At 60.2% G+C, this 18,943-nt stretch carries 19 protein-coding genes; 10 read left to right on the top strand and 9 right to left on the bottom strand.

All coding sequences use genetic code 11. The features are described 5' to 3' along the window. Nucleotides 1–378 precede the first annotated feature (378 nt). Nucleotides 379–2,043, top strand: a complete 1,665-nt coding sequence (locus DKY63_RS27635; RefSeq protein ID WP_110967024.1) for an electron transfer flavoprotein-ubiquinone oxidoreductase — start codon at nt 379–381, stop codon at nt 2,041–2,043. A 138-nt stretch (nt 2,044–2,181) separates the two neighbouring features. Here DKY63_RS27635 and DKY63_RS27630 read toward each other — a convergent pair whose 3' ends face one another. The 6 genes from DKY63_RS27630 to DKY63_RS27600 form a co-directional block, all read right to left on the bottom strand. After that, nucleotides 2,182–3,594, bottom strand: a complete 1,413-nt coding sequence (locus tag DKY63_RS27630) for an amino acid permease (protein WP_110967023.1) — start codon at nt 3,592–3,594, stop codon at nt 2,182–2,184. Between the two features lie 864 nt (nt 3,595–4,458). After that, nucleotides 4,459–5,688: a 23S rRNA pseudouridine(2605) synthase RluB gene (gene rluB, locus DKY63_RS27620; RefSeq protein ID WP_110967022.1), complete on the bottom strand. Its 1,230-nt coding sequence runs from the start codon at nt 5,686–5,688 to the stop codon at nt 4,459–4,461. 278 nt (nt 5,689–5,966) lie between these two features. Continuing rightward, entirely contained in the window at nt 5,967–6,950 is a 984-nt protein-coding gene (gene scpB, locus DKY63_RS27615; protein ID WP_110967021.1) for an SMC-Scp complex subunit ScpB, read from the bottom strand. Nucleotides 6,951–6,961: 11 nt separating this feature from the next. After that, the gene (locus DKY63_RS27610) at nt 6,962–7,660 is read right to left on the bottom strand and encodes a segregation and condensation protein A (protein ID WP_204354372.1); all 699 of its coding nucleotides are present in this window, start codon (nt 7,658–7,660) and stop codon (nt 6,962–6,964) included. A 120-nt stretch (nt 7,661–7,780) separates the two neighbouring features. Further along, a complete protein-coding gene (locus DKY63_RS27605) occupies nt 7,781–8,410 on the bottom strand; it encodes an L-threonylcarbamoyladenylate synthase (RefSeq protein WP_110967019.1) in 630 nt (209 codons plus the stop codon). 13 nt (nt 8,411–8,423) lie between these two features. Then, nucleotides 8,424–9,287, bottom strand: a complete 864-nt coding sequence (locus DKY63_RS27600; RefSeq protein ID WP_110967018.1) for a PHP domain-containing protein — start codon at nt 9,285–9,287, stop codon at nt 8,424–8,426. 87 nt (nt 9,288–9,374) lie between these two features. Between DKY63_RS27600 and DKY63_RS27595 the strand changes: the two genes are divergently transcribed. From DKY63_RS27595 to DKY63_RS27570, 6 genes are all read left to right on the top strand, one after another. Then, nucleotides 9,375–9,971 carry a septation protein A gene (locus tag DKY63_RS27595; protein WP_110967017.1) on the top strand — a complete coding sequence of 199 codons (597 nt, stop codon included), beginning with the start codon at nt 9,375–9,377 and terminating at the stop codon, nt 9,969–9,971. A gap of 1 nt (nt 9,972) precedes the next feature. Beyond that, nucleotides 9,973–10,272 carry a YciI family protein gene (locus DKY63_RS27590; protein ID WP_110967016.1) on the top strand — a complete coding sequence of 100 codons (300 nt, stop codon included), beginning with the start codon at nt 9,973–9,975 and terminating at the stop codon, nt 10,270–10,272. Between the two features lie 121 nt (nt 10,273–10,393). Next, nucleotides 10,394–10,807 (top strand): translation initiation factor 2, encoded by a 414-nt coding sequence (locus tag DKY63_RS27585; RefSeq protein WP_110967015.1) that lies wholly within the window; start codon nt 10,394–10,396, stop codon nt 10,805–10,807. A gap of 7 nt (nt 10,808–10,814) precedes the next feature. Continuing rightward, entirely contained in the window at nt 10,815–11,492 is a 678-nt protein-coding gene (locus tag DKY63_RS27580; RefSeq protein WP_110967014.1) for a response regulator transcription factor, read from the top strand. Nucleotides 11,493–11,655: 163 nt separating this feature from the next. Continuing rightward, nucleotides 11,656–12,105, top strand: a complete 450-nt coding sequence (locus DKY63_RS27575) for an LTXXQ domain protein (protein ID WP_110967013.1) — start codon at nt 11,656–11,658, stop codon at nt 12,103–12,105. Between the two features lie 174 nt (nt 12,106–12,279). Continuing rightward, a complete protein-coding gene (locus DKY63_RS27570) occupies nt 12,280–13,623 on the top strand; it encodes a sensor histidine kinase (RefSeq protein WP_110967012.1) in 1,344 nt (447 codons plus the stop codon). Nucleotides 13,624–13,732: 109 nt separating this feature from the next. Here the strand turns inward: DKY63_RS27570 and DKY63_RS27565 are convergent, their stop codons facing one another. Beyond that, on the bottom strand, nt 13,733–14,299 hold the full coding sequence (locus tag DKY63_RS27565; RefSeq protein WP_110967011.1) for an NAD(P)H nitroreductase: 567 nt from the start codon (nt 14,297–14,299) through the stop codon (nt 13,733–13,735). 121 nt (nt 14,300–14,420) lie between these two features. Here DKY63_RS27565 and DKY63_RS27560 point away from each other — a divergent pair, with 121 nt between their 5' ends. Next, nucleotides 14,421–15,875, top strand: coding sequence for a TrkH family potassium uptake protein (locus DKY63_RS27560; RefSeq protein WP_110967010.1), 1,455 nt, complete (start codon nt 14,421–14,423; stop codon nt 15,873–15,875). Here DKY63_RS27560 and DKY63_RS27555 read toward each other — a convergent pair. After that, on the bottom strand, nt 15,832–16,893 hold the full coding sequence (locus DKY63_RS27555) for an AraC family transcriptional regulator (protein ID WP_110967009.1): 1,062 nt from the start codon (nt 16,891–16,893) through the stop codon (nt 15,832–15,834). The genes DKY63_RS27560 and DKY63_RS27555 overlap by 44 nt on opposite strands. A gap of 159 nt (nt 16,894–17,052) precedes the next feature. On the opposite strand from DKY63_RS27555, the gene DKY63_RS27550 reads away from it, so the two are divergent. Both DKY63_RS27550 and DKY63_RS27545 read left to right on the top strand, forming a co-directional pair. Beyond that, nucleotides 17,053–17,364: a DUF962 domain-containing protein gene (locus DKY63_RS27550; RefSeq protein ID WP_110967008.1), complete on the top strand. Its 312-nt coding sequence runs from the start codon at nt 17,053–17,055 to the stop codon at nt 17,362–17,364. Nucleotides 17,365–17,382: 18 nt separating this feature from the next. Continuing rightward, complete coding sequence (locus tag DKY63_RS27545) at nt 17,383–17,973, top strand: HD domain-containing protein (protein WP_110967007.1); 591 nt, start codon at nt 17,383–17,385, stop codon at nt 17,971–17,973. A 117-nt stretch (nt 17,974–18,090) separates the two neighbouring features. Here DKY63_RS27545 and DKY63_RS27540 read toward each other — a convergent pair whose 3' ends face one another. Then, on the bottom strand, nt 18,091–18,906 hold the full coding sequence (locus DKY63_RS27540; RefSeq protein ID WP_110967006.1) for a UDP-2,3-diacylglucosamine diphosphatase: 816 nt from the start codon (nt 18,904–18,906) through the stop codon (nt 18,091–18,093). Nucleotides 18,907–18,943 lie beyond the last annotated feature (37 nt).

Raw genomic sequence — 18,943 nt, 5'->3', positions numbered from 1 at the left:
CGCGGCGTGTAAACTGCGCGTTGAATCCGAACGGTGCCTCACTTTCCACTGCCTTCGCCCTGTCTTTAGAGGTGCTCTTGATACCTGTATTCAGCCTACGGCGAGCGCAAAACCGCCCGTATCTTGACCGGAACACCTATTCCGGTCAATACGGCAAAATAGCCGTTCATAACCCGCGTGACTTTGATTTCTCTGGCTTTGAGCCAATTCAAACAAACGTTTGTATTGGACCCTGAGAGTGGTGTAGATATAATGCGCCACCCAAAGACAAAGGTGGTCGATCGATTGTCCTCTCCCGACACTGCGACGGGATTCATGGATGCGACACCAAACCTTGAAAATTAGAAAAACTGTTGAGCCTTGAGTAGGAGATAGCCTGTGGAACGCGAATACATGGAATTCGACGTGGTCATCGTCGGTGCCGGCCCCGCTGGCCTGTCCGCCGCCTGCCGACTGAAGCAGAAGGCCGCCGAAGCCGGTAAGGAAATCAGCGTCTGCGTGGTTGAAAAAGGCTCCGAGGTCGGTGCTCACATCCTGTCCGGTGCCGTGTTCGAACCACGCGCCCTGAACGAACTGTTCCCGGACTGGAAAGAACTCGGCGCGCCGCTGAATACGCCAGTGACCCGTGACGACATCTTCGTCCTGAAAAACGCCGACAGCGCGCAGAAAATCCCTGACTTCTTTGTGCCCAAGACCATGCACAACGAAGGCAACTACATCATTTCGCTGGGCAACCTGTGCCGCTGGCTGGCCCAGCAGGCCGAGAACCTGGGCGTGGAAATCTACCCGGGCTTCGCCGCTCAGGAAGCGCTGTTCGATGAAAACGGTATCGTTCGCGGGATCATCACCGGTGATCTGGGCGTTGACCGAGAAGGCCATCCGAAAGACGGCCTGTACACCCCGGGCATGGAGCTGCGTGGCAAATACACGCTGTTCGCCGAAGGCTGCCGTGGCCACATCGGCAAGCAACTGATCAAGCGCTTCAACCTCGACAGCGATGCCGACGCCCAGCACTACGGCATCGGCCTGAAGGAAATCTGGGAAGTCGACCCGGCCAAGCACCAGCCTGGCCTGGTGGTCCACACCGCCGGTTGGCCGATGGACATCATGGGCACCGAGAACACTGGCGGCTCGTTCCTCTATCACCTGGAAAACAACCAGGTCGTGGTCGGCCTGATCGTCGACCTGTCCTACAGCAACACCTTCCTGTCGCCGTTCGACGAATTCCAGCGCCTCAAGCATCACCCAGTGCTCAAGCAGTACCTGGAAGGCGGCAAGCGCATCAGCTACGGCGCTCGCGCCATCTGCAAGGGCGGCCTGAACTCGCTGCCGAAAATGGTCTTCAAGGGCGGCGCGCTGATCGGTTGCGACCTGGGTACCCTGAACTTCGCCAAGATCAAGGGCAGCCACACCGCGATGAAGTCCGGCATGCTCGCCGCCGAATCCGTGGCTGACGCACTGTTCGCCGACAAGGACGGAACAGAAGAACTGACCACCTACGTGGACGCGTTCAAGAAGAGCTGGCTCTACGAAGAACTGTTCGCCAGTCGCAACTTCGGCCCGGCGATCCACAAGTTCGGCGCCATCGTCGGCGGCGGCTTCAACTGGCTGGACCAGAACATCTTCGGCGGCAAACTGCCGTTCACCCTGCACGACACCAAGCCGGATTACGCTTGCCTGAAACTGGCGGCCGACTGCAAGAAGATCGACTACCCGAAACCGGACGGCAAAATCAGCTTCGACAAACTGAGCTCGGTGTTCATCTCCGGTACCAACCATGAAGAAGAGCAGCCGTGCCACCTGAAGCTGACCGACCCGAGCATCCCGCTGGCGAAGAACCTGCCGCTGTACGACGAACCGGCCCAGCGCTACTGCCCGGCCGGCGTGTATGAAGTGGTGACCAAGGAAGACGGCGAGAAGCGCTTCCAGATCAATGCCCAGAACTGTGTTCACTGCAAGACCTGCGACATCAAGGATCCTGCGCAGAACATCACCTGGGTGACACCTGAAGGTGCCGGCGGCCCGACTTACCCGAACATGTAAGCCCAACGCCTGGACCACGAATGCCCCGACTCGTCGGGGCATTCGCGTTACTGGAGCCTGAAAAACCAAGGCGCCCATAAAAAATGCCCGTATCTCGCGATACGGGCATTTGTGTCTTCGGGCTAACCGACTTGTCGCTTACCGGGCTGGAGCAGCCACCCCGGCAGCGTCACGACGCTTGTTCTTGATGCCGTAGCAGACCCACATGAACACGACCCACACCGGAATCGCATACACCGAGACCTGGATCCCCGGAATCAGCAGCATCACGCCGAGAATGAACACCACGAACGCCAGGCAAATGTAGTTGCCATACGGGTACCACAAGGCCTTGAACAAGGAGGTCTGGCCGGTCTTGTTCATGTGCTGGCGGAACTTGAAGTGCGAGTAGCTGATCATCGCCCAGTTGATCACCAGGGTCGCCACCACCAGCGACATCAGCAGTTCCAGCGCGCTCTGCGGCATCAGGTAGTTCAGCAGTACCGCAATCAGCGTCACGGCCGCCGAGGCCAGGATCGAACGCACCGGCACACCGCGCTTGTCGATTTTCGCCAGAGCCTTGGGTGCATCGCCCTGCTCTGCCATGCCCAGCAACATGCGGCTGTTGCAGTAGGTGCCACTGTTGTACACCGACAACGCCGCAGTCAGGACCACGAAGTTGAGGATATGCGCGGCGGTGTTGCTACCCAGCATCGAGAACACTTGTACGAACGGGCTGCCGCTGTAGGAGTCGCCGGAAGCATTCAGGGTATTGAGCAGGCTGTCCCAAGGCGTCAGGGACAGCAGGATCACCAGTGCACCGATGTAGAAAATCAGGATCCGGTAGATCACCTGGTTGATCGCTTTCGGGATCACGGTTTTCGGCTTGTCCGCTTCAGCGGCGGTGAAACCGAGCATTTCCAGGCCGCCAAAGGAGAACATGATGATCGCCATGGCCATCACCAGGCCGCTGACGCCATTCGGGAAGAACCCGCCGTGGGACCACAGGTTGCTGACCGCCGCTTGCGGCCCGCCATGGCCGCTGACCAGCAGGTAGCTGCCCAGGCCGATCATGCCGACGATCGCCACGACCTTGATGATCGCGAACCAGAACTCGGCCTCGCCAAAGACTTTGACGTTGGCCAGGTTGATCGCATTGATCAGCACGAAGAAGGCGGCCGCCGTGGCCCAGCTCGGGATATCCGGCGCCCAGTAATGAATGTATTTGCCAACCGCGGTCAGCTCGGACATGCCCACCAGGATGTACAGGATCCAGCAGTTCCAGCCCGACAGGAAGCCGGCGAAGCCGCCCCAGTATTTGTGGGCGAAGTGGCTGAAGGAGCCGGCAACCGGCTCTTCGACGATCATTTCACCCAGTTGGCGCATGATCATGAAGGCAATGAAGCCGCAGATGGCGTAGCCAAGGATCATCGACGGACCGGCGGATTTCAGGACCCCGGCCGAGCCGAGGAACAAACCGGTACCAATGGCGCCACCGAGGGCGATCAATTGAATGTGGCGATTTTTCAGGCCGCGTTTCAGCTCGCCTGAATGCGAGTTTTGTCCACTCATGAAAAGGGTCTCACGCAAGGTTTGATGATGTTCGAAAAACGTTGCTCCTCAAGAAAGACATCAAGCGGCATCGATCAAACCCCAGCGCAGGCACCAAGAGTCCAGCGTATTTACAACGGTCATGCGTCACCTGTTTGTTTTTATCTGTGACGAAATCGAACCCGACACGCTCGTGACGCGGCGGAGTGAACAAGGCGGGTAGCCTTGAGGTTTGCGCGATTGCGCAGGAGGTCACAGGTAAAACGCGGCGCATTGTACACCGCCAACCCCCTGCTGCCAGACACCACGGATCAGTGTGTCGTCGGCCGGGATTGCCTGTGTCCGCCCCGAGAGGCTCGGGCGGCTGCAAAAAAAAGATCGGACCTTTGCAGGCCAATGGCGGGGTCGGCTTGGGAGCCGGCCCACGAAGAGAGCTGGAAACGGATTGCGGCGTTCATTGCGCCTCCTTTTTGTTATGCACCTGCACGACAGGCATGGCGCGCATGACACCTTGCATGAGGTGGGGAAACAAGCGGGTTAGAGGGTCGGGAAGAGATCGAAGGGGTTCTTGAGCGGAAGAAATTTCTTACAGCTTCTGTGTGATGATGGTTTCTCGGGGCAGGCCGGTGGAATTCGTCAGGTTTTCGTTACATGGCGTAAAGCCTGTTTTCCAACCCGCCACTTATTGGGTATCCACTGACGCCTTCGCGAGCAGGCTCGCTCCTACAAGGGTCCGCGCACCCTCAAGTAAATTCGATCATCTGTGGGAGCGAGCTTGCTCGCGAAGACTGACTCGCAGGCGCCACATTCCTTAAGTCAGCTCCAAAAAAAACGCCAACCCGAAGGTTGGCGTTTCTCACTTACATCTCGACGCTCACCGCTGCCTCACTCAGGCTTGCGACGTCCAAACCCCGGACGCTGACCGGAACCGGCCGGCGCGCCGCGACGCTTGCCTGACGGCTGATCGCCATCGACCAGTTTGATCCCCGGACGCTTTGGCGCAGGCTTGGCCGGGCGCTTGGTGTCGGCTGGACGATCGGCTACGGGCGTGCCGCGACCTGCCGGAGCACCACGGCCTTCGCCACGCTCGGTACGGCCATTGGCCGGACGCGGAGTACGCGGACCGCGCTCACCGTCTTGACGTGCAGCTGGCTTGCGACCCGGACGCTCGCCTTCGATCTGCGGCTCGCGGATCGCGCGTGGCGTGGCAGGCGCATCAGTCGCCGGGCGCAAGGTGCGCACACGTTCGGTGCGAGCCATTGGGCGCGACGATTTACGTTGCATCCGCTCCAGCTTGTCCTTGCTCTTGGCATTCAACTGCGGCATTGCCACAGGCGTCAGGCCGACTTCGGCGCTGAGGACGTCGACTTCGTACTGGCTCATTTCACGCCAGCGGCCCATCGGCAGGTCGGAATTGAGGAACACCGGACCGAAACGCACACGCTTCAGACGGCTGACCACCAAACCCTGGGATTCCCACAGACGACGGACTTCACGGTTGCGACCTTCCATTACCACGCAGTGGTACCAGTGGTTGAAACCTTCGCCACCGGGTGCCTGCTGGATGTCGGTGAAACGCGCCGGACCGTCTTCGAGCACGACGCCCGCCTTCAGGCGTTCGATCATCTCGTCGTCGACTTCACCGCGCACACGCACGGCGTATTCGCGGTCCATTTCGAAAGACGGGTGCATCAGGCGGTTGGCCAGTTCACCGTCGGTGGTGAACATCAGCAAACCGGTGGTGTTGATGTCCAGACGACCGATGTTGATCCAGCGACCTTCTTTCGGACGCGGCAACTTGTCGAACACGGTCGGGCGGCCTTCCGGGTCGACACGGGTGCAGATTTCGCCGTCGGGCTTGTTGTACATGATCACGCGTCGTACCGACTCGGCGGCTTCTTCGCGCTTGATCACCCGGCCATCGATGCTGATGGCGTCGTGCATGTCGACGCGCTGGCCGAGGGTGGCGTCTTTGCCGTTGACCTTGATGCGGCCGTGGCTGATCCAGGCTTCCACGTCACGGCGCGAGCCGACGCCGATACGGGCGAGGACTTTCTGCAGTTTTTCGCCTGCTGGGCCGATTGGCTGGTCGTCTTGCTGGTCGTTGATACTCATCTGGGCACCTCCCGGTGTGGTCTGTTCAGGCGTCGCCTGAAGCCATGAAAACTGTAACTTTGACGAGGGGATCGTCGAAGGGCCGCGAATCATACGCTCATGTCGGCGTTCGCGCATCAGAGACTAGTTGATCGACGAAAGGTTTTTTGCTTTTCCGCCGACCGGTGGTGCGCGCGCCCCTGTAGGAGCGAGCCTGCTCGCGATGACGGCGGCACATTCAATATCAAATTGACTGACAAGCCGCTATCGCGAGCAAGCTCGCTCCTACAGGATTGGTGTCAGTCTTCGAATTGGCGGCGCTCGGCTTCGATGGCTTCGGCCAGGGCCAGGGCTTCGGCTTCTTCCTCGCTCAACTCGGGCTTGGGTTGTTCTAGGGCAGCAACGGCCGCCAGGAGTTTTTCCCGGGCCTCGGCGACACCAAGAATGTCGTCTTCCTGCTCCGGTTCGATTGGCGGCTCAGGCTCGTCTTGCGGTTCCGGTTCAATCTGCATCCCTTCGGCTTGCGGCTCGAAGTCCGGCAACGGCGTGTCGAACCCGGGCAGCTCCCCATCACGCAACAAATCATCGAAATCGGTTTTGAGCCCTTCTTCCATGCTGTCCAGCTCCAGCAACAGCGTATGGAAACTGGTTTCCTCCTTGGGCTCTTCCGGTTCGGCGCTGGCGTCGGCCAGTTCCTGCAATGCGGCAGGCACCGGGGCGTCGTCGAAGTCGAGCACTGGATCGGGCTCCAGCTCGCGCAGTTCCGCCAACGGTGGCAGATCGTCGAGGTTTTTCAGGTTGAAATGATCGAGAAACGCCTTGGTGGTGGCGAACATCGCAGGCTTACCCGGCACGTCGCGGTAACCGACGACTCGAATCCACTCGCGTTCCATCAGGGTCTTGACGATTTGACTGTTGACCGCCACGCCCCGCACATCCTCGATTTCACCCCGGGTGATCGGTTGGCGATAGGCGATCAGGGCAATGGTTTCCAGCATGGCCCGGGAATAACGTTGCGGGCGCTCTTCCCACAAACGCCCGACCCACGGCGAAAACTTCTCGCGGATCTGCAGGCGATAACCGGAGGCGACTTCCTTCAATTCGAACGCGCGACCATCACAGGACTTGCCCAGTATCGTCAGGGCTTTCTTGAAAACCGCCGGCTCCGGCCTTTCGCCCTCTTCAAAGAGTTCGAACAGGCGCTCCATCGATTGCGGTTTTCCCGAGGCCAACAGAAAGGCCTCAAGCAGTGGAGCCAGCTCGCGGGGTTCACTCAGGTTCATGATTCAACTCGTTATTCGGCTCGGGCTCGCACGTGGATCGCTGCGAACGGCTCATTCTGCACCAGCTCGACCAAGGATTCCTTGACCAGCTCGAGGACTGCCATAAAGGTTACAACCACGCCGAGGCGCCCTTCCTCTGCGGTGAACAACTCGACGAACGGCACGAAACCGCCACCCTTGAGACGTTCGAGCACATCGCTCATGCGTTCGCGGGTTGACAGCGCCTCGCGGCTGACCTGGTGACTTTCAAACATGTCGCCACGGCGCAGTACCTCGGCCATCGACAACAGCAACTCTGACAGGCGCACGTCCGGCAGCAACTTGCGCGCCCGGGCTTCGGGCGCATCGAGTTTGGGCACCACCACGTCACGACCGACGCGACTCAGACCATCGATGCCTTCGGCGGCGGCCTTGAAGCGCTCGTACTCCTGCAAGCGGCGGATCAGCTCGGCCCGCGGGTCTTCTTCCTCTTCTTCGATGGTCTCCGAGCGGGGCAACAGCATGCGCGACTTGATCTCGGCGAGCATGGCGGCCATTACCAGGTACTCGGCGGCCAGCTCCAGGCGCACCGACTGCATCAACTCGACATAGCCCATGTACTGGCGGGTGATTTCCGCCACCGGGATGTCGAGAATGTCGATGTTTTGTTTGCGGATCAGGTACAGCAGCAGGTCGAGCGGGCCTTCGAAGGCTTCAAGAAAGACTTCCAGCGCATCGGGAGGAATGTACAGGTCCAGCGGCATTTCCATGACCGCCTGGCCATAGACCATGGCGAACGGCAGCTCTTGCTGGGCGCCTGCTTGTGGATCAACAGGTTCTACTGCAGACATCTAGGCCTCGGCCATGAACGGCGTAGGGTCGCCGCAACCGACGCGGATCACTTCAGGCTCACCATCGGCGAGGTTGATCACGGTGGATGCCTTGATGCCGCCAAAGCCGCCGTCGATGATCAGGTCGACCTGATGCTCGAGCAACTGGCGCATTTCGTAGGGATCGCTCATCGGATCGGTTTCACCGGGCATGATCAGGGTCACGCTCATCAGCGGCTCGCCCAGTTGCTCCAGCAACGCCAGGGCAATCGGGTGGCTAGGCACGCGCAGGCCGATGGTGCGTTTTTTCGGGTGCAACAACAGCCGCGGGACTTCGCGGGTGGCATTGAGAATGAAGGTGTAGGGCCCGGGCAGGTGTGCCTTGAGAATGCGGAAGGTGCCGGTGTCGATCTTGGCGAACAGGCCCAATTGCGACAGATCGCTGCAGATCAGCGCGAAGTTGTGTTTGTCGTCCAGGCCTCTCAATCGGCGTACGCGCTCCACGGCGACCTTGTCGCCGATCTGGCAACCGATGGCGTAGGAGGAGTCTGTGGGATAAATCACCACCCCGCCGCTGCGGATGATCTCGACTGCCTGTTTGATCAGGCGCGGTTGCGGGTTTTCCGGATGAATCTGGAAAAATTGACTCACATTCTCTACCTGTTCAGACGACGGCAATAATTGGGTCATGTTTGAACCGACACCACAGTGGTGGCAGATCCTCCGGGAGCGGACGGTATTCACCGATCTCGGACCAGCCTCCAGGGCCATGAAAATCACTGCCGGCGCTGACCAGCAGACCGAACTCGCGAGCCAGAATGGCCAGGCTGCCCACCTGCTCGGCGGGCTGATGGCCATTAACCACCTCGATAGCCTGGCCCCCTGCTTGAATATAGTCGGCAATCAGGCGGCGGCGCTTGCTACGGGTGAATTCATAATGCCAAGGGTGCGCCAGACTGACCCAGGCATTGGCCGCGCGCAGGGTTTCGACGGTTTCCTCCAGGGTCGGCCAGTGCTGCTTGACGTCACCCAGCTTGCCGGCGCCCAGCCATTTGCGAAATGCCTCGGCGCGATCCTTGACCAAACCTTCGCGCACCATCCAGTCGGCGAAATGCGGGCGGGCCGGCGCGTTGCCGCTGTCACCCAACTCCTGCTGGATTTGCCGGGCGCCTTCCAGCGCACCGGGCATGCCCTTCAATGCAAGTTTGCGACTTATCTCTTCGGACCGCAGCCAGCGGCCATCGTGCAATTTGGCGATTGCCTCGACCAACGGTGCGGCTTTCACGTCAAAACCGTAGCCGAGCACATGGATGGTCGCGCCACCCCAGGTGCAGGACAACTCGACGCCATTGACCAATTGCATCCCCAGCGCATGGGCAGCGATTCGCGCCTCATCGAGGCCTTCGATAGTGTCGTGATCGGTCAGGGACAGGACTCGCACGCCGTGTTCGAACGCACGCGCTACAAGAACCGCAGGCGCCAGAGCGCCATCGGAAGCCGTGCTATGGCAGTGCAAATCAACATTCACAGGGTTTCGTAACCTCAAATCAGCTGGCGCTATCGCGCGCCCATATGTTTGTTATTATGCCGCCACATCCTGCTTCTGGCTGCCACTGTGAAACAATTCATCGATTTCATCCCGCTCCTGCTGTTTTTCATTGTCTTCAAAATCGATCCACGGGTCGTCGACATTGCCGGCCACGAGGTAACTGTAGGCGGAATTTACAGCGCCACAGCGATGCTGATCATCAGCTCCCTGGTGGTCTACGGCGCACTGTTCATCAAGCAGGGCAAGCTGGAGAAGAGCCAGTGGCTGACCCTGATCGCCTGCCTGGTCTTCGGTAGCCTGACCCTGGCCTTCCACAGCGAGACCTTCCTCAAATGGAAAGCCCCGGTGGTCAACTGGATCTTCGCCCTGGGCTTCATCGGCAGTCACTTCATCGGTGACACCCTGCTGATCAAACGCATCATGGGCCACGCGCTGACCCTGCCGGAGCCGGTCTGGACACGACTGAACATCGCCTGGATCGTGTTCTTCCTGTTTTGCGGTGCCGCCAACCTGTTCGTCGCGTTCACCTTCCAGAGCTACTGGGTCGACTTCAAGGTCTTCGGCAGCCTGGGCATGACGTTGCTGTTCCTGGTCGGCCAGGGCATCTACCTGTCCCGCCACCTGCATGACGCCGATACCACATCGCCCAAAACCGAGGACTGACATGCTTTACGCAATCATTGCCACAGACGTCGCCAACTCCCTGGAAGCTCGCCTGGCCGCACGGCCTGCGCACCTTGAGCGCCTGCAAGTGCTCAAGGGCGAAGGTCGCATCGTATTGGCCGGTCCGCACCCGGCGATCGACAGCAACGATCCGGGCGCCGCGGGTTTCACCGGCAGCCTGATCGTCGCCGAATTCGACTCCCTCAGCGCCGCCCAGGCCTGGGCCGATGCCGACCCGTACATTGCCGCCGGCGTCTACGCCAACGTGTCGGTCAAGCCGTTCAAGCAAGTCCTGCCGTAACTTTCTTCCCGCAATTCCCCTGCGCGGTGAACCTTATCGGTTCACCGCGCTCTCAATCGCTCATTATTCTCGTTTGCCGGCCGACAACTTCCCAATACTCGTATTGGAATCAGGAGTCGCGATGCGCAAGGGTCCGTTGTGTCTGATGTTGGTCACGTTGTCGATTGTGGCCCCCGCCCACGGTGAAGAACACGCCGAGGGCGCGAACTCCACGCCGCTCTCACTGAGCGCGGGCAGCCAGATAAACGAGTTGCAGCAACGCTTGAAAGAAAGCGAGCGGCAACGGGAAGAACTGAGCAAACAATTGCAGAGTGCCGATGGCGAACGCGAAAGCCCGCAGCTGGCCCGATTGCGCCAGGAGAACCAGCGCCTGAAGCTGCAACTTCGCGAAGCCCTGGCCGGAAGCTCCACTCCGCGCCTGCTGACCGATCAGCAACAGTGGTTTGTCGTCGGCGCCGGAGTTGCACTATTGGCCCTGCTCTGCGGTATCTTCGCCAGTGGTGCAAGTCGAAAACGTCGACAATGGCTAAATTGAGTGAGTCATGAGCGAGCTGTTACTAATTGACGATGACCAGGAGCTGTGTGAGCTCCTGAGCAGTTGGCTGGGCCAGGAAGGTTTTCAGGTACGGGCCTGCCACGATGGCCAGAGTGCCCGTCGCGCCCTGGCTGAGACCTCCCCGGCGGCGGTGGTGCTGGATGTGATGCTGCCGGACGGCAGCGGCCTGGAACTGCTCAAGCAGTTGCGCAGCGATCATCCGGACTTGCCGGTGCTGATGCTTTCCGCAAGGGGTGAACCTCTGGACCGCATCCTTGGCCTGGAACTGGGTGCCGATGATTACCTGGCCAAACCCTGCGACCCGCGGGAACTGACCGCCCGCCTGCGCGCCGTGCTGCGCCGCAGTCATCCGGCGGCAGTGTCCAGCCAGATCGAACTGGGCGACCTATGTTTCAGCCCGGTGCGCGGCGTGGTCAGCATCGATGAGCAGGAATTTTCCCTCACGGTTTCCGAAAGCCGTCTGCTCGAAGCGCTGCTCAAGCAGCCCGGCGAGCCGCTGGACAAACAGGAATTGGCGCAAATCGCCCTGGGTCGCAAGTTGACCCTGTACGACCGCAGCCTGGATATGCATGTGAGCAACCTGCGCAAGAAAATCGGCCCGCACCCCGATGGCCGACCGCGCATCGTGGCGCTGCGCAGCCGCGGTTACTACTACAGCCTCTGAAACCCACACGAACCCTGCAGCAGCTCCTGCAGGGTTTGTCTTTGTCAGGCTGTCCGCAATCTGTCTTTACCCAAGCTTTACGCTCCGCTGACCGCCGCTGACCTTGATCTGCGTAATCTGTACTCATCCGGAACGTACCGGGAATGAGACAAGGAGATTCACCATGCGCAAGACTCTTATCGCTCTGATGTTCGCCGCCGCTCTGCCGACCGTGGCCATGGCCATGCCTGAAGGCACCGGCCCTATGGATGGTCCGATGGACGGTGCACGCCACGGCGGTCAGATGCACGGCATGCACGGTAAGGGCCCGTACAGCCAACTGGACCTGAGCCGCGAACAACGCGAGCAGATCCGCAAAATCATGGGCGAGCAGATGCACGAGCGTAAGCAAGTGGTCGACAAGTACCTGGAAAAACTCTCGCCAGCCGACCAGAAAGCCATGAAAGACGAGATGGCCGCCAACCACAAGAAAGCCGAAGCCGATGTACGGGCTGTACTGAAGCCGGATCAACAGAAGAAATTCGACGAGATCCAGAAGAAACAAGCTGAGCGTCGCGCCGAATGGGCCGAGTTCAAGGCGTGGAAAGCGCAACAACCGCAAAAAGCGCAATAATGCGTTAACCCGGACCCAACGGCTGAACACCGTTGGGTCTGATACCACCCGAAATACTGTAGGAGCGAGCCTGCTCGCGATGGCGGACTTTCAGACACTTTGATGTTGAATGTGCCGACGCTATCGCGAGCAGGCTCGCTCCTACATGGATTTGTGTTTGTCCGAGGATTTTCTGTGCGCTCATTGTTCTGGCGGATCCTGGCCAGCTTCTGGCTGGCTATCGCTCTGGTTGCGGGGCTGTCGATTTTGCTTGGGCACATGCTCAACCAGGACGCCTGGATTCTCAGTCGCCACCCGGGCCTGAACACCCTGGCCGAGCAATGGACGCAAACCTACGAATCCCAGGGTGAAGAAGCCGCCCAGGACATTCTGGAACAGCGCAAACGCCAATATCACATCGACGTGCAAGTGCTGAACGAGAGCGGTGATCCGGTGGTACGCGGCACATTCCCGCGACGCGCGGCAGCTTTCGAAGCCCGGCAGAACAACGATGACCGGCGCCTGCCATGGCGGCGCCTGACCGCTGAATACACCAGCGAAAAAACCGGCGACACCTACCTGCTGATCTACCGCATCCCCCATCCCGAACTGGACGCCTGGCACCGCGAGAGTCTGCTCTGGCCGTTGAGCGCACTGGGAATCGCCCTGGTGGTGCTGACCCTGTTCAGTCTGCTGGTGACCCTTTCCATCACCCGCCCCCTCAGTCGCTTGCGCGGTGCGGTACATGATCTGGGGCAAACCGCCTATCAACAGAACAGCCTGGTCAAACTGGCCAATCGTCGCGATGAATTCGGGGTACTGGCCAACGACTTCAATCGCATGGGTGCGCGCCTGCAAAGCCTGATCGGCAGCCAGCGACAATTGCTGCGCGACGTCTCCCACGAACTGCGCTCACCCCTTGCCCGCCTGCGTATCGCCCTGGCCCTGGCCGAACGGGCTTCGCCTGAAGAACGAGAAAAACTCTGGCCGCGCCTCACCCGTGAGTGCGACCGGCTCGAAGCGTTGATCAGCGAAATCCTGGTGTTGGCACGGGTCGATGCCGACAACGCCAGTGCCGAAGACGTGGACCTCAACGCTCTGCTCAGTACGCTGCAAAAGGACGCGCAACTGGGCTCACCGGAACAAAGCGTGCGACTCGAGGCAGAACCGCAACTGAACCTGCGCGGCTGGCCAACGATGATCGAGCGTGCCGTGGACAATCTGTTGCGCAACGCCCAGCGCTTCAACCCGGCAGGCGGGCAACCGATTGAAATGCTGGCATTGCGTAATGGCGAGCGGATTGTGGTGACCGTGCGAGACCATGGTCCCGGGGTCGATGCCGAGCATTTGAATCAGCTGGGAGAACCGTTCTACCGGGCACCGGGGCAGACCGCTGCCGGACATGGTTTGGGCCTGGCCATTGCCCGGCGCGCGGCGGAGCGGCATGGCGGGAGCCTGGTGCTGGCCAATCACCCGGAGGGCGGGTTTGTGGCCAGCCTGGAATTGCCGTTGGTGCCGGGGGCCGTGGTTCAACCCTGATCCCCTGTAGGAGCGAGCCTGCTCGCGAAAGCGGTATTTCAGCCAATGCATGTGGCGACTGACACTACGCATTCGCGAGCAGGCTCGCTCCTACAGGGGAATTACGCTGTCAGGCTTTACCGTTCCACGCACTGACAAACTCGGCCAGCTCTACCTTTTCCGCCACACGCGGCTCCTTCTGCGGTGTACCCAGGTAAAGGAAGGCAATTACCTCCTCCCCTTCCGCCAGCCCCAACCCCTTGGCCACATGGGCCGAATAGGCCAGTTCACCTGTACGCCACACCGCGCCAATGCCTTGCGCATAAGCCGCCAATAAAATTCCGTGGGCCGCGCAACCCGCCGCCAGCAACTGTTCGGACTTTGGATACTTCACGTGATCCTGAATTTTGGCGATCACGACCACTACCAAGGGCGCACGCAAAGGGCCATTTCGCGCCTTGTCGATGGCCGCCTCGGTGACTTCGCCGTCCTGCAGTTTCGCCGCCTCGGCCAGCAACTCACCCATTTGCTCGCGCGCCGCGCCCTCGACCGTCAGGAAACGCCAAGGCTGCAAATGGCCGTGATCCGGGGCGCGCATGGCCGCGCCGAACAGCACTTCGCGCTGTGCCTGGGTCGGTGCCGGTTCGACCAGTCGCGGGACGGAAACACGGTTGAGCAAAACGTCGAGAGCCTGCATCGGCTACCTCCTGAAAAAAATGTGCGGCTATTCTAGCTGTAAGTCCTGCAGGAGTGCCGGTTTACATGCCCTGCCCCGCAGGTAGAATGGCGCCCTTCCCCACCACAGCCGAGCGGATTTCATGGCGTTGCCGACCTTGCGTCTCATTGGTTTCATCATCGGCATCTTCCTGGTAACCCTGGCCATCGCCATGGTCGTGCCCATGGCCACGCTGGTGATCTTCGATCGCACGGGGGATCTGCCGTCGTTTCTCTGGGCCAGCATGATCACTTTTGTCGGCGGCCTGGCCCTGGTCATACCGGGACGCCCCGAACATGTTCACCTGCGACCACGGGACATGTACCTGCTGACCGTCAGCAGTTGGCTGGTGGTGTGTATCTTCGCCGCCCTGCCGTTTTTGCTGACTCAGCACATCAGCTACACCGACTCCTTCTTCGAAAGCATGTCCGGCATCACCGCCACGGGCTCGACGGTGCTCAATCACCTCGACGACATGTCCCCCGGCATCCTGATGTGGCGCTCTTTGCTGCACTGGATCGGCGGTATCGGGTTCATCGGCATGGCGGTCGCGATCCTGCCGTTGCTGCGTATCGGTGGCATGCGGCTGTTCCAGACCGAATCGTCGGACCGTTCAGAAAAGGTCATGCCACGCTCCCATATGGTGGCGCGCCTGATCGTCGCGGCCTACGTCGGCATCACGATTCTCGGCAGCCTGGCCTTCTGGTGGGCCGGTATGAGTCCGTTCGATGCGATCAACCATGCGATGTCGGCGATTTCCACCGGTGGTTTTTCCACCTCGGACCAGTCCCTGGCCAAGTGGACGCAACCGGCGGTGCACTGGGTGGCCATCGTCATCATGATTCTCGGCAGTCTGCCTTTCACCCTGTACGTGACCACATTGCGTGGCAATCGCATGGCGCTGATCAAGGATCAGCAAGTGCAGGGCTTGCTGGGCATGTTACTGGTAACCTGGCTGGTGCTGGGGACCTGGTACTGGTGGACCACCCAACTGCATTGGCTGGACGCGTTGCGGCACGTGGCGCTGAACGTGACGTCGGTGGTGACCACCACCGGTTTCGCGCTGGGGGACTACAGCTTGTGGGGCAATTTCTCGCTGATGCTGTTCTTCTATCTGGGATTCGTCGGTGGCTGTTCCGGCTCGACCGCCGGCGGCATCAAGATTTTCCGCTTCCAGGTGGCCTACATCCTGCTCAAGGCCAACCTCAATCAACTGATTCACCCACGCGCGGTGATCAAGCAGAAATACAACGGTCACCGCCTCGATGAAGAGATCGTGCGTTCGATTCTGACCTTTTCGTTCTTCTTCGCCATCACCATCTGCGTGATCGCCCTTCTGCTGTCGCTACTGGGCGTGGACTGGATGACCGCCCTCACCGGCGCGGCCAGCACCGTGTCCGGTGTCGGCCCGGGCCTGGGCGAAACCATTGGCCCGGCCGGTAACTTCGCCTCGCTGCCGGACGCCGCCAAGTGGATTCTCTCGTTCGGCATGCTGTTGGGCCGACTGGAGATCATTACGGTGTTTGTGCTGTGTATTCCGGCATTTTGGCGTCATTGACCGCATCGGGGGTTTGCAGCAGGCGCAGCCGGTACTCGCCGGGCGTTGTGTCAAACCAGCGCCGGAAGGCACGGAAGAAGTTACTCGGATCGGCAAACCCCAGCAGGTAGGCAATTTCCAGCAGGGTCATGGTCGGTTGCGCCAGATACTGCTCGGCCAGTTCCCGTCGGGTGTCGTCGAGCAACGTCTGAAAACTCGTGCCCTCTTCCTGCAAGCGTCGCTGCAAGGTGCGTTGCGACAGGTGCAGCGTCTGCGCCACCGCATCGCGCTTGGGCTCGCCCTGGGGCAGCAAACGGCATAACACCTGACGCGCCTTGTGCGTCACGCGACTCTCGGAAAACCGCGCCAGGTACTCTCCGGCAAACCGGTCATGCAGCAACGCCATCGCCTCGTTGGCGGTCGGCAGCGGCGCCTCCATGTCCGCGCGCTCGAAAATCAGCGCGTCGTAAGGCGCGTTGAACACCAGCGGTGCATGGAAGGCTTGTTTATAGGGTTCAAGGTTGGCCGGTTGGTCGCCCTGCACCAGCACCTTTCGAGGGTGCAGCGTGCGTCCGGTCAGCCAGCCGCACAAGGCCAGGGCACAGGCCAGCGAGGCTTCGGCACTTTGCCGGGTCGGCGGCAAGTGATCGCCGTGTACCGTCAGAATCAGCGCATAGCCCTCATCCAGCAGGCGGAAACTCAGGTCGGCGCTTTCGGCAATGATGCGTTGGTAACGCACCAGCCGCTGGAAGCCTTCGGCCAGGGTCTGGCTGGACATCAGGGCGTAGCCGGTCACGTGAAACTGTGCCGGTCGCACCACCTTGCCCATATTCAGGCCAATCGCCGGGTTGCCGGACAGCTCAACCGCGCGTTGCCACAGTCGTGTCATGGAGTCTTGCGGGAAACGGGCATCCGGATCGTCCAGTGCCGCGTAGTCGAGCCCCAGTTGATTGAACAGAACCCGGCAATCCAGGCCGTCCATTTCCAGTGCTTTGACAATCCCCATCGCCCAGCTTGCAGAAGTCGTTCGTTCGCTCATGTCGGGTTCTTGCATGTTGAGCCGCAGACGCGGCCAATTTCCGAAGGATACTAAAGTGGCGCCGATTGTCACTGGCTCACACCATTGTTCACTCTAGACTTAAATAAGCTACCCGCAGAACAACTTGCTGCCAGAACAATAACCACAGAGATCGCAGTCGTGGAAAACATCAGACGATTCAACAGCTTCGCTGAGTTTTATCCGTATTACCTCAGCGAACACAGCAACAGTACCTGCCGCAAGTTGCATTTCATCGGCACCACGCTGGTGATATTCATCATGGCACTGACCATCGGCCGGGGTACCTGGATGCTGTTGTGGCTGTTGCCGGTGGCCGGCTACAGCTTCGCCTGGATGGGGCACTTCTTCTTCGAAAAGAATCGTCCTGCGACATTCCAGCACCCCTTCTACAGCCTGCTCGGCGATTTCGTCATGTACCGGGACATGGTCCTGGGACGCGTGCCGTTCTAGATTTCAAGAGGATTGCCGATGAATGCCAATGCCCGTTTTACCCACATGAAAGACGGCACGCAGGAAGACTGGGCGATCATCGCCGCGGACTTCAGTGCCTACGCCCGACAATTGCCGTCACGGATCGCGGCGCACCTGAAGCTGCTGGAAGGTGACTTCGGCGGTTTTCCGGTGGATCGCCTGACCCACTCGCTGCAAACCGCGACCCGCGCCTGGCGCGACGGCCGCGATGAAGAATATGTGGTCTGCGCCCTGCTCCATGACATCGGCGACACCCTGGGTACCTACAACCACCCGGACATCGCCGCCGCGATCCTCAAGCCGTTCGTCAGCGCCGAGAATCTGTGGATGGTTGAGAAGCACGGGATTTTCCAGGGCTATTACTTCTTTCATCACCTGGGGATGGACCGACACCTGCGCGAGCAATTCAAGGGCCATCCGCAGTATCAGGCGACCATCGAGTTTTGTGCCAAGTACGATGCGGCGGCGTTCGATCCGGCGTATGACACGCTGCCGTTGAGCTTCTTTGAACCGATGATGGAACGGCTGTTTGCGCAGCCGAAGAACTCGATCTACAAGGCGGCGATGGAAGAGCGTTCACCCGCCTGAGAGATCCAGCGGGACCGCTTCGCGGTCCATCGCGAGCAGGCTCGCTCCTACAGGGAAATGCAATCAACTGTAGGAGCGAGCCTGCTCGCGAAGAGGCCCGCGCAGACACCGTGACGTCTAAGCCAACTCTGCGACCTTGGCCGCCTTCAACTCCGCCTCACGCGCCTGGGCATCGGCCAATCGATACAACTCGATCGTGCCGTCCCAGTGCTCGATAAGCGCCGTGCACGACTCCACCCAATCGCCGCAATTGAGGTAATCCACGCCGCCGACCTTGCGAATCTCGGCATGGTGAATGTGCCCGCACACCACGCCATGCAGCTCGCGCTTGATGCATTCATGGGCGATGGCTTCTTCAAAGTCGCTGATGAAACTGACCGCGGTTTTCACCTTGTGCTTTAGGTACGCCGACAGCGACCAGTACCCGTAGCCATAACGGGCACGCCAATGGTTAAGCCAGCGGTTGAGGGTCAGGGTGAATTCGTAGGCGGAGTCGCCGAGAAATGCCAGCCAGCGGTGATAACGGGTAATCACGTCGAACTGGTCGCCGTGGATCACCAGCAAGTGCCGGCCATCGGCGGTCACATGCACCGCTTCGTCCACCAACTGGATATTGCCCAGAATCAGTTTGGAATAGCGGCGCAGGAACTCGTCGTGATTGCCGGTGACGTAGATCACCTCGGTGCCGCGCTTGCTCATGGTCAACAGGCGCCGGATCACGTTGGTGTGAGCCTGCGGCCAGTACATGCCACCGCGCATTTTCCAGCCATCGATGATGTCGCCGACCAGGTAGATCCTGTCCGCGTGGTAAGCCTTGAGAAACTGCGACAAGTGCTCGGCCTGGCAATCGCGCGTGCCCAGGTGCACGTCGGAAATCCATAAAGTCCGCACACGTTGCTTGCGGGTGGGTTTGGCGAGCTCGGCGCTGGTCATGGGCAGCCCTCAGGACAGGTTTTGGCAAGCTTGCGCC

Source organism: Pseudomonas putida (assembly GCF_003228315.1).
GTDB lineage: Bacteria > Pseudomonadota > Gammaproteobacteria > Pseudomonadales > Pseudomonadaceae > Aquipseudomonas > Aquipseudomonas putida_S.
The sequence above is the reverse complement of the archived record's forward strand: the minus strand, read 5'-3'. Positions and strand labels throughout refer to the sequence as shown.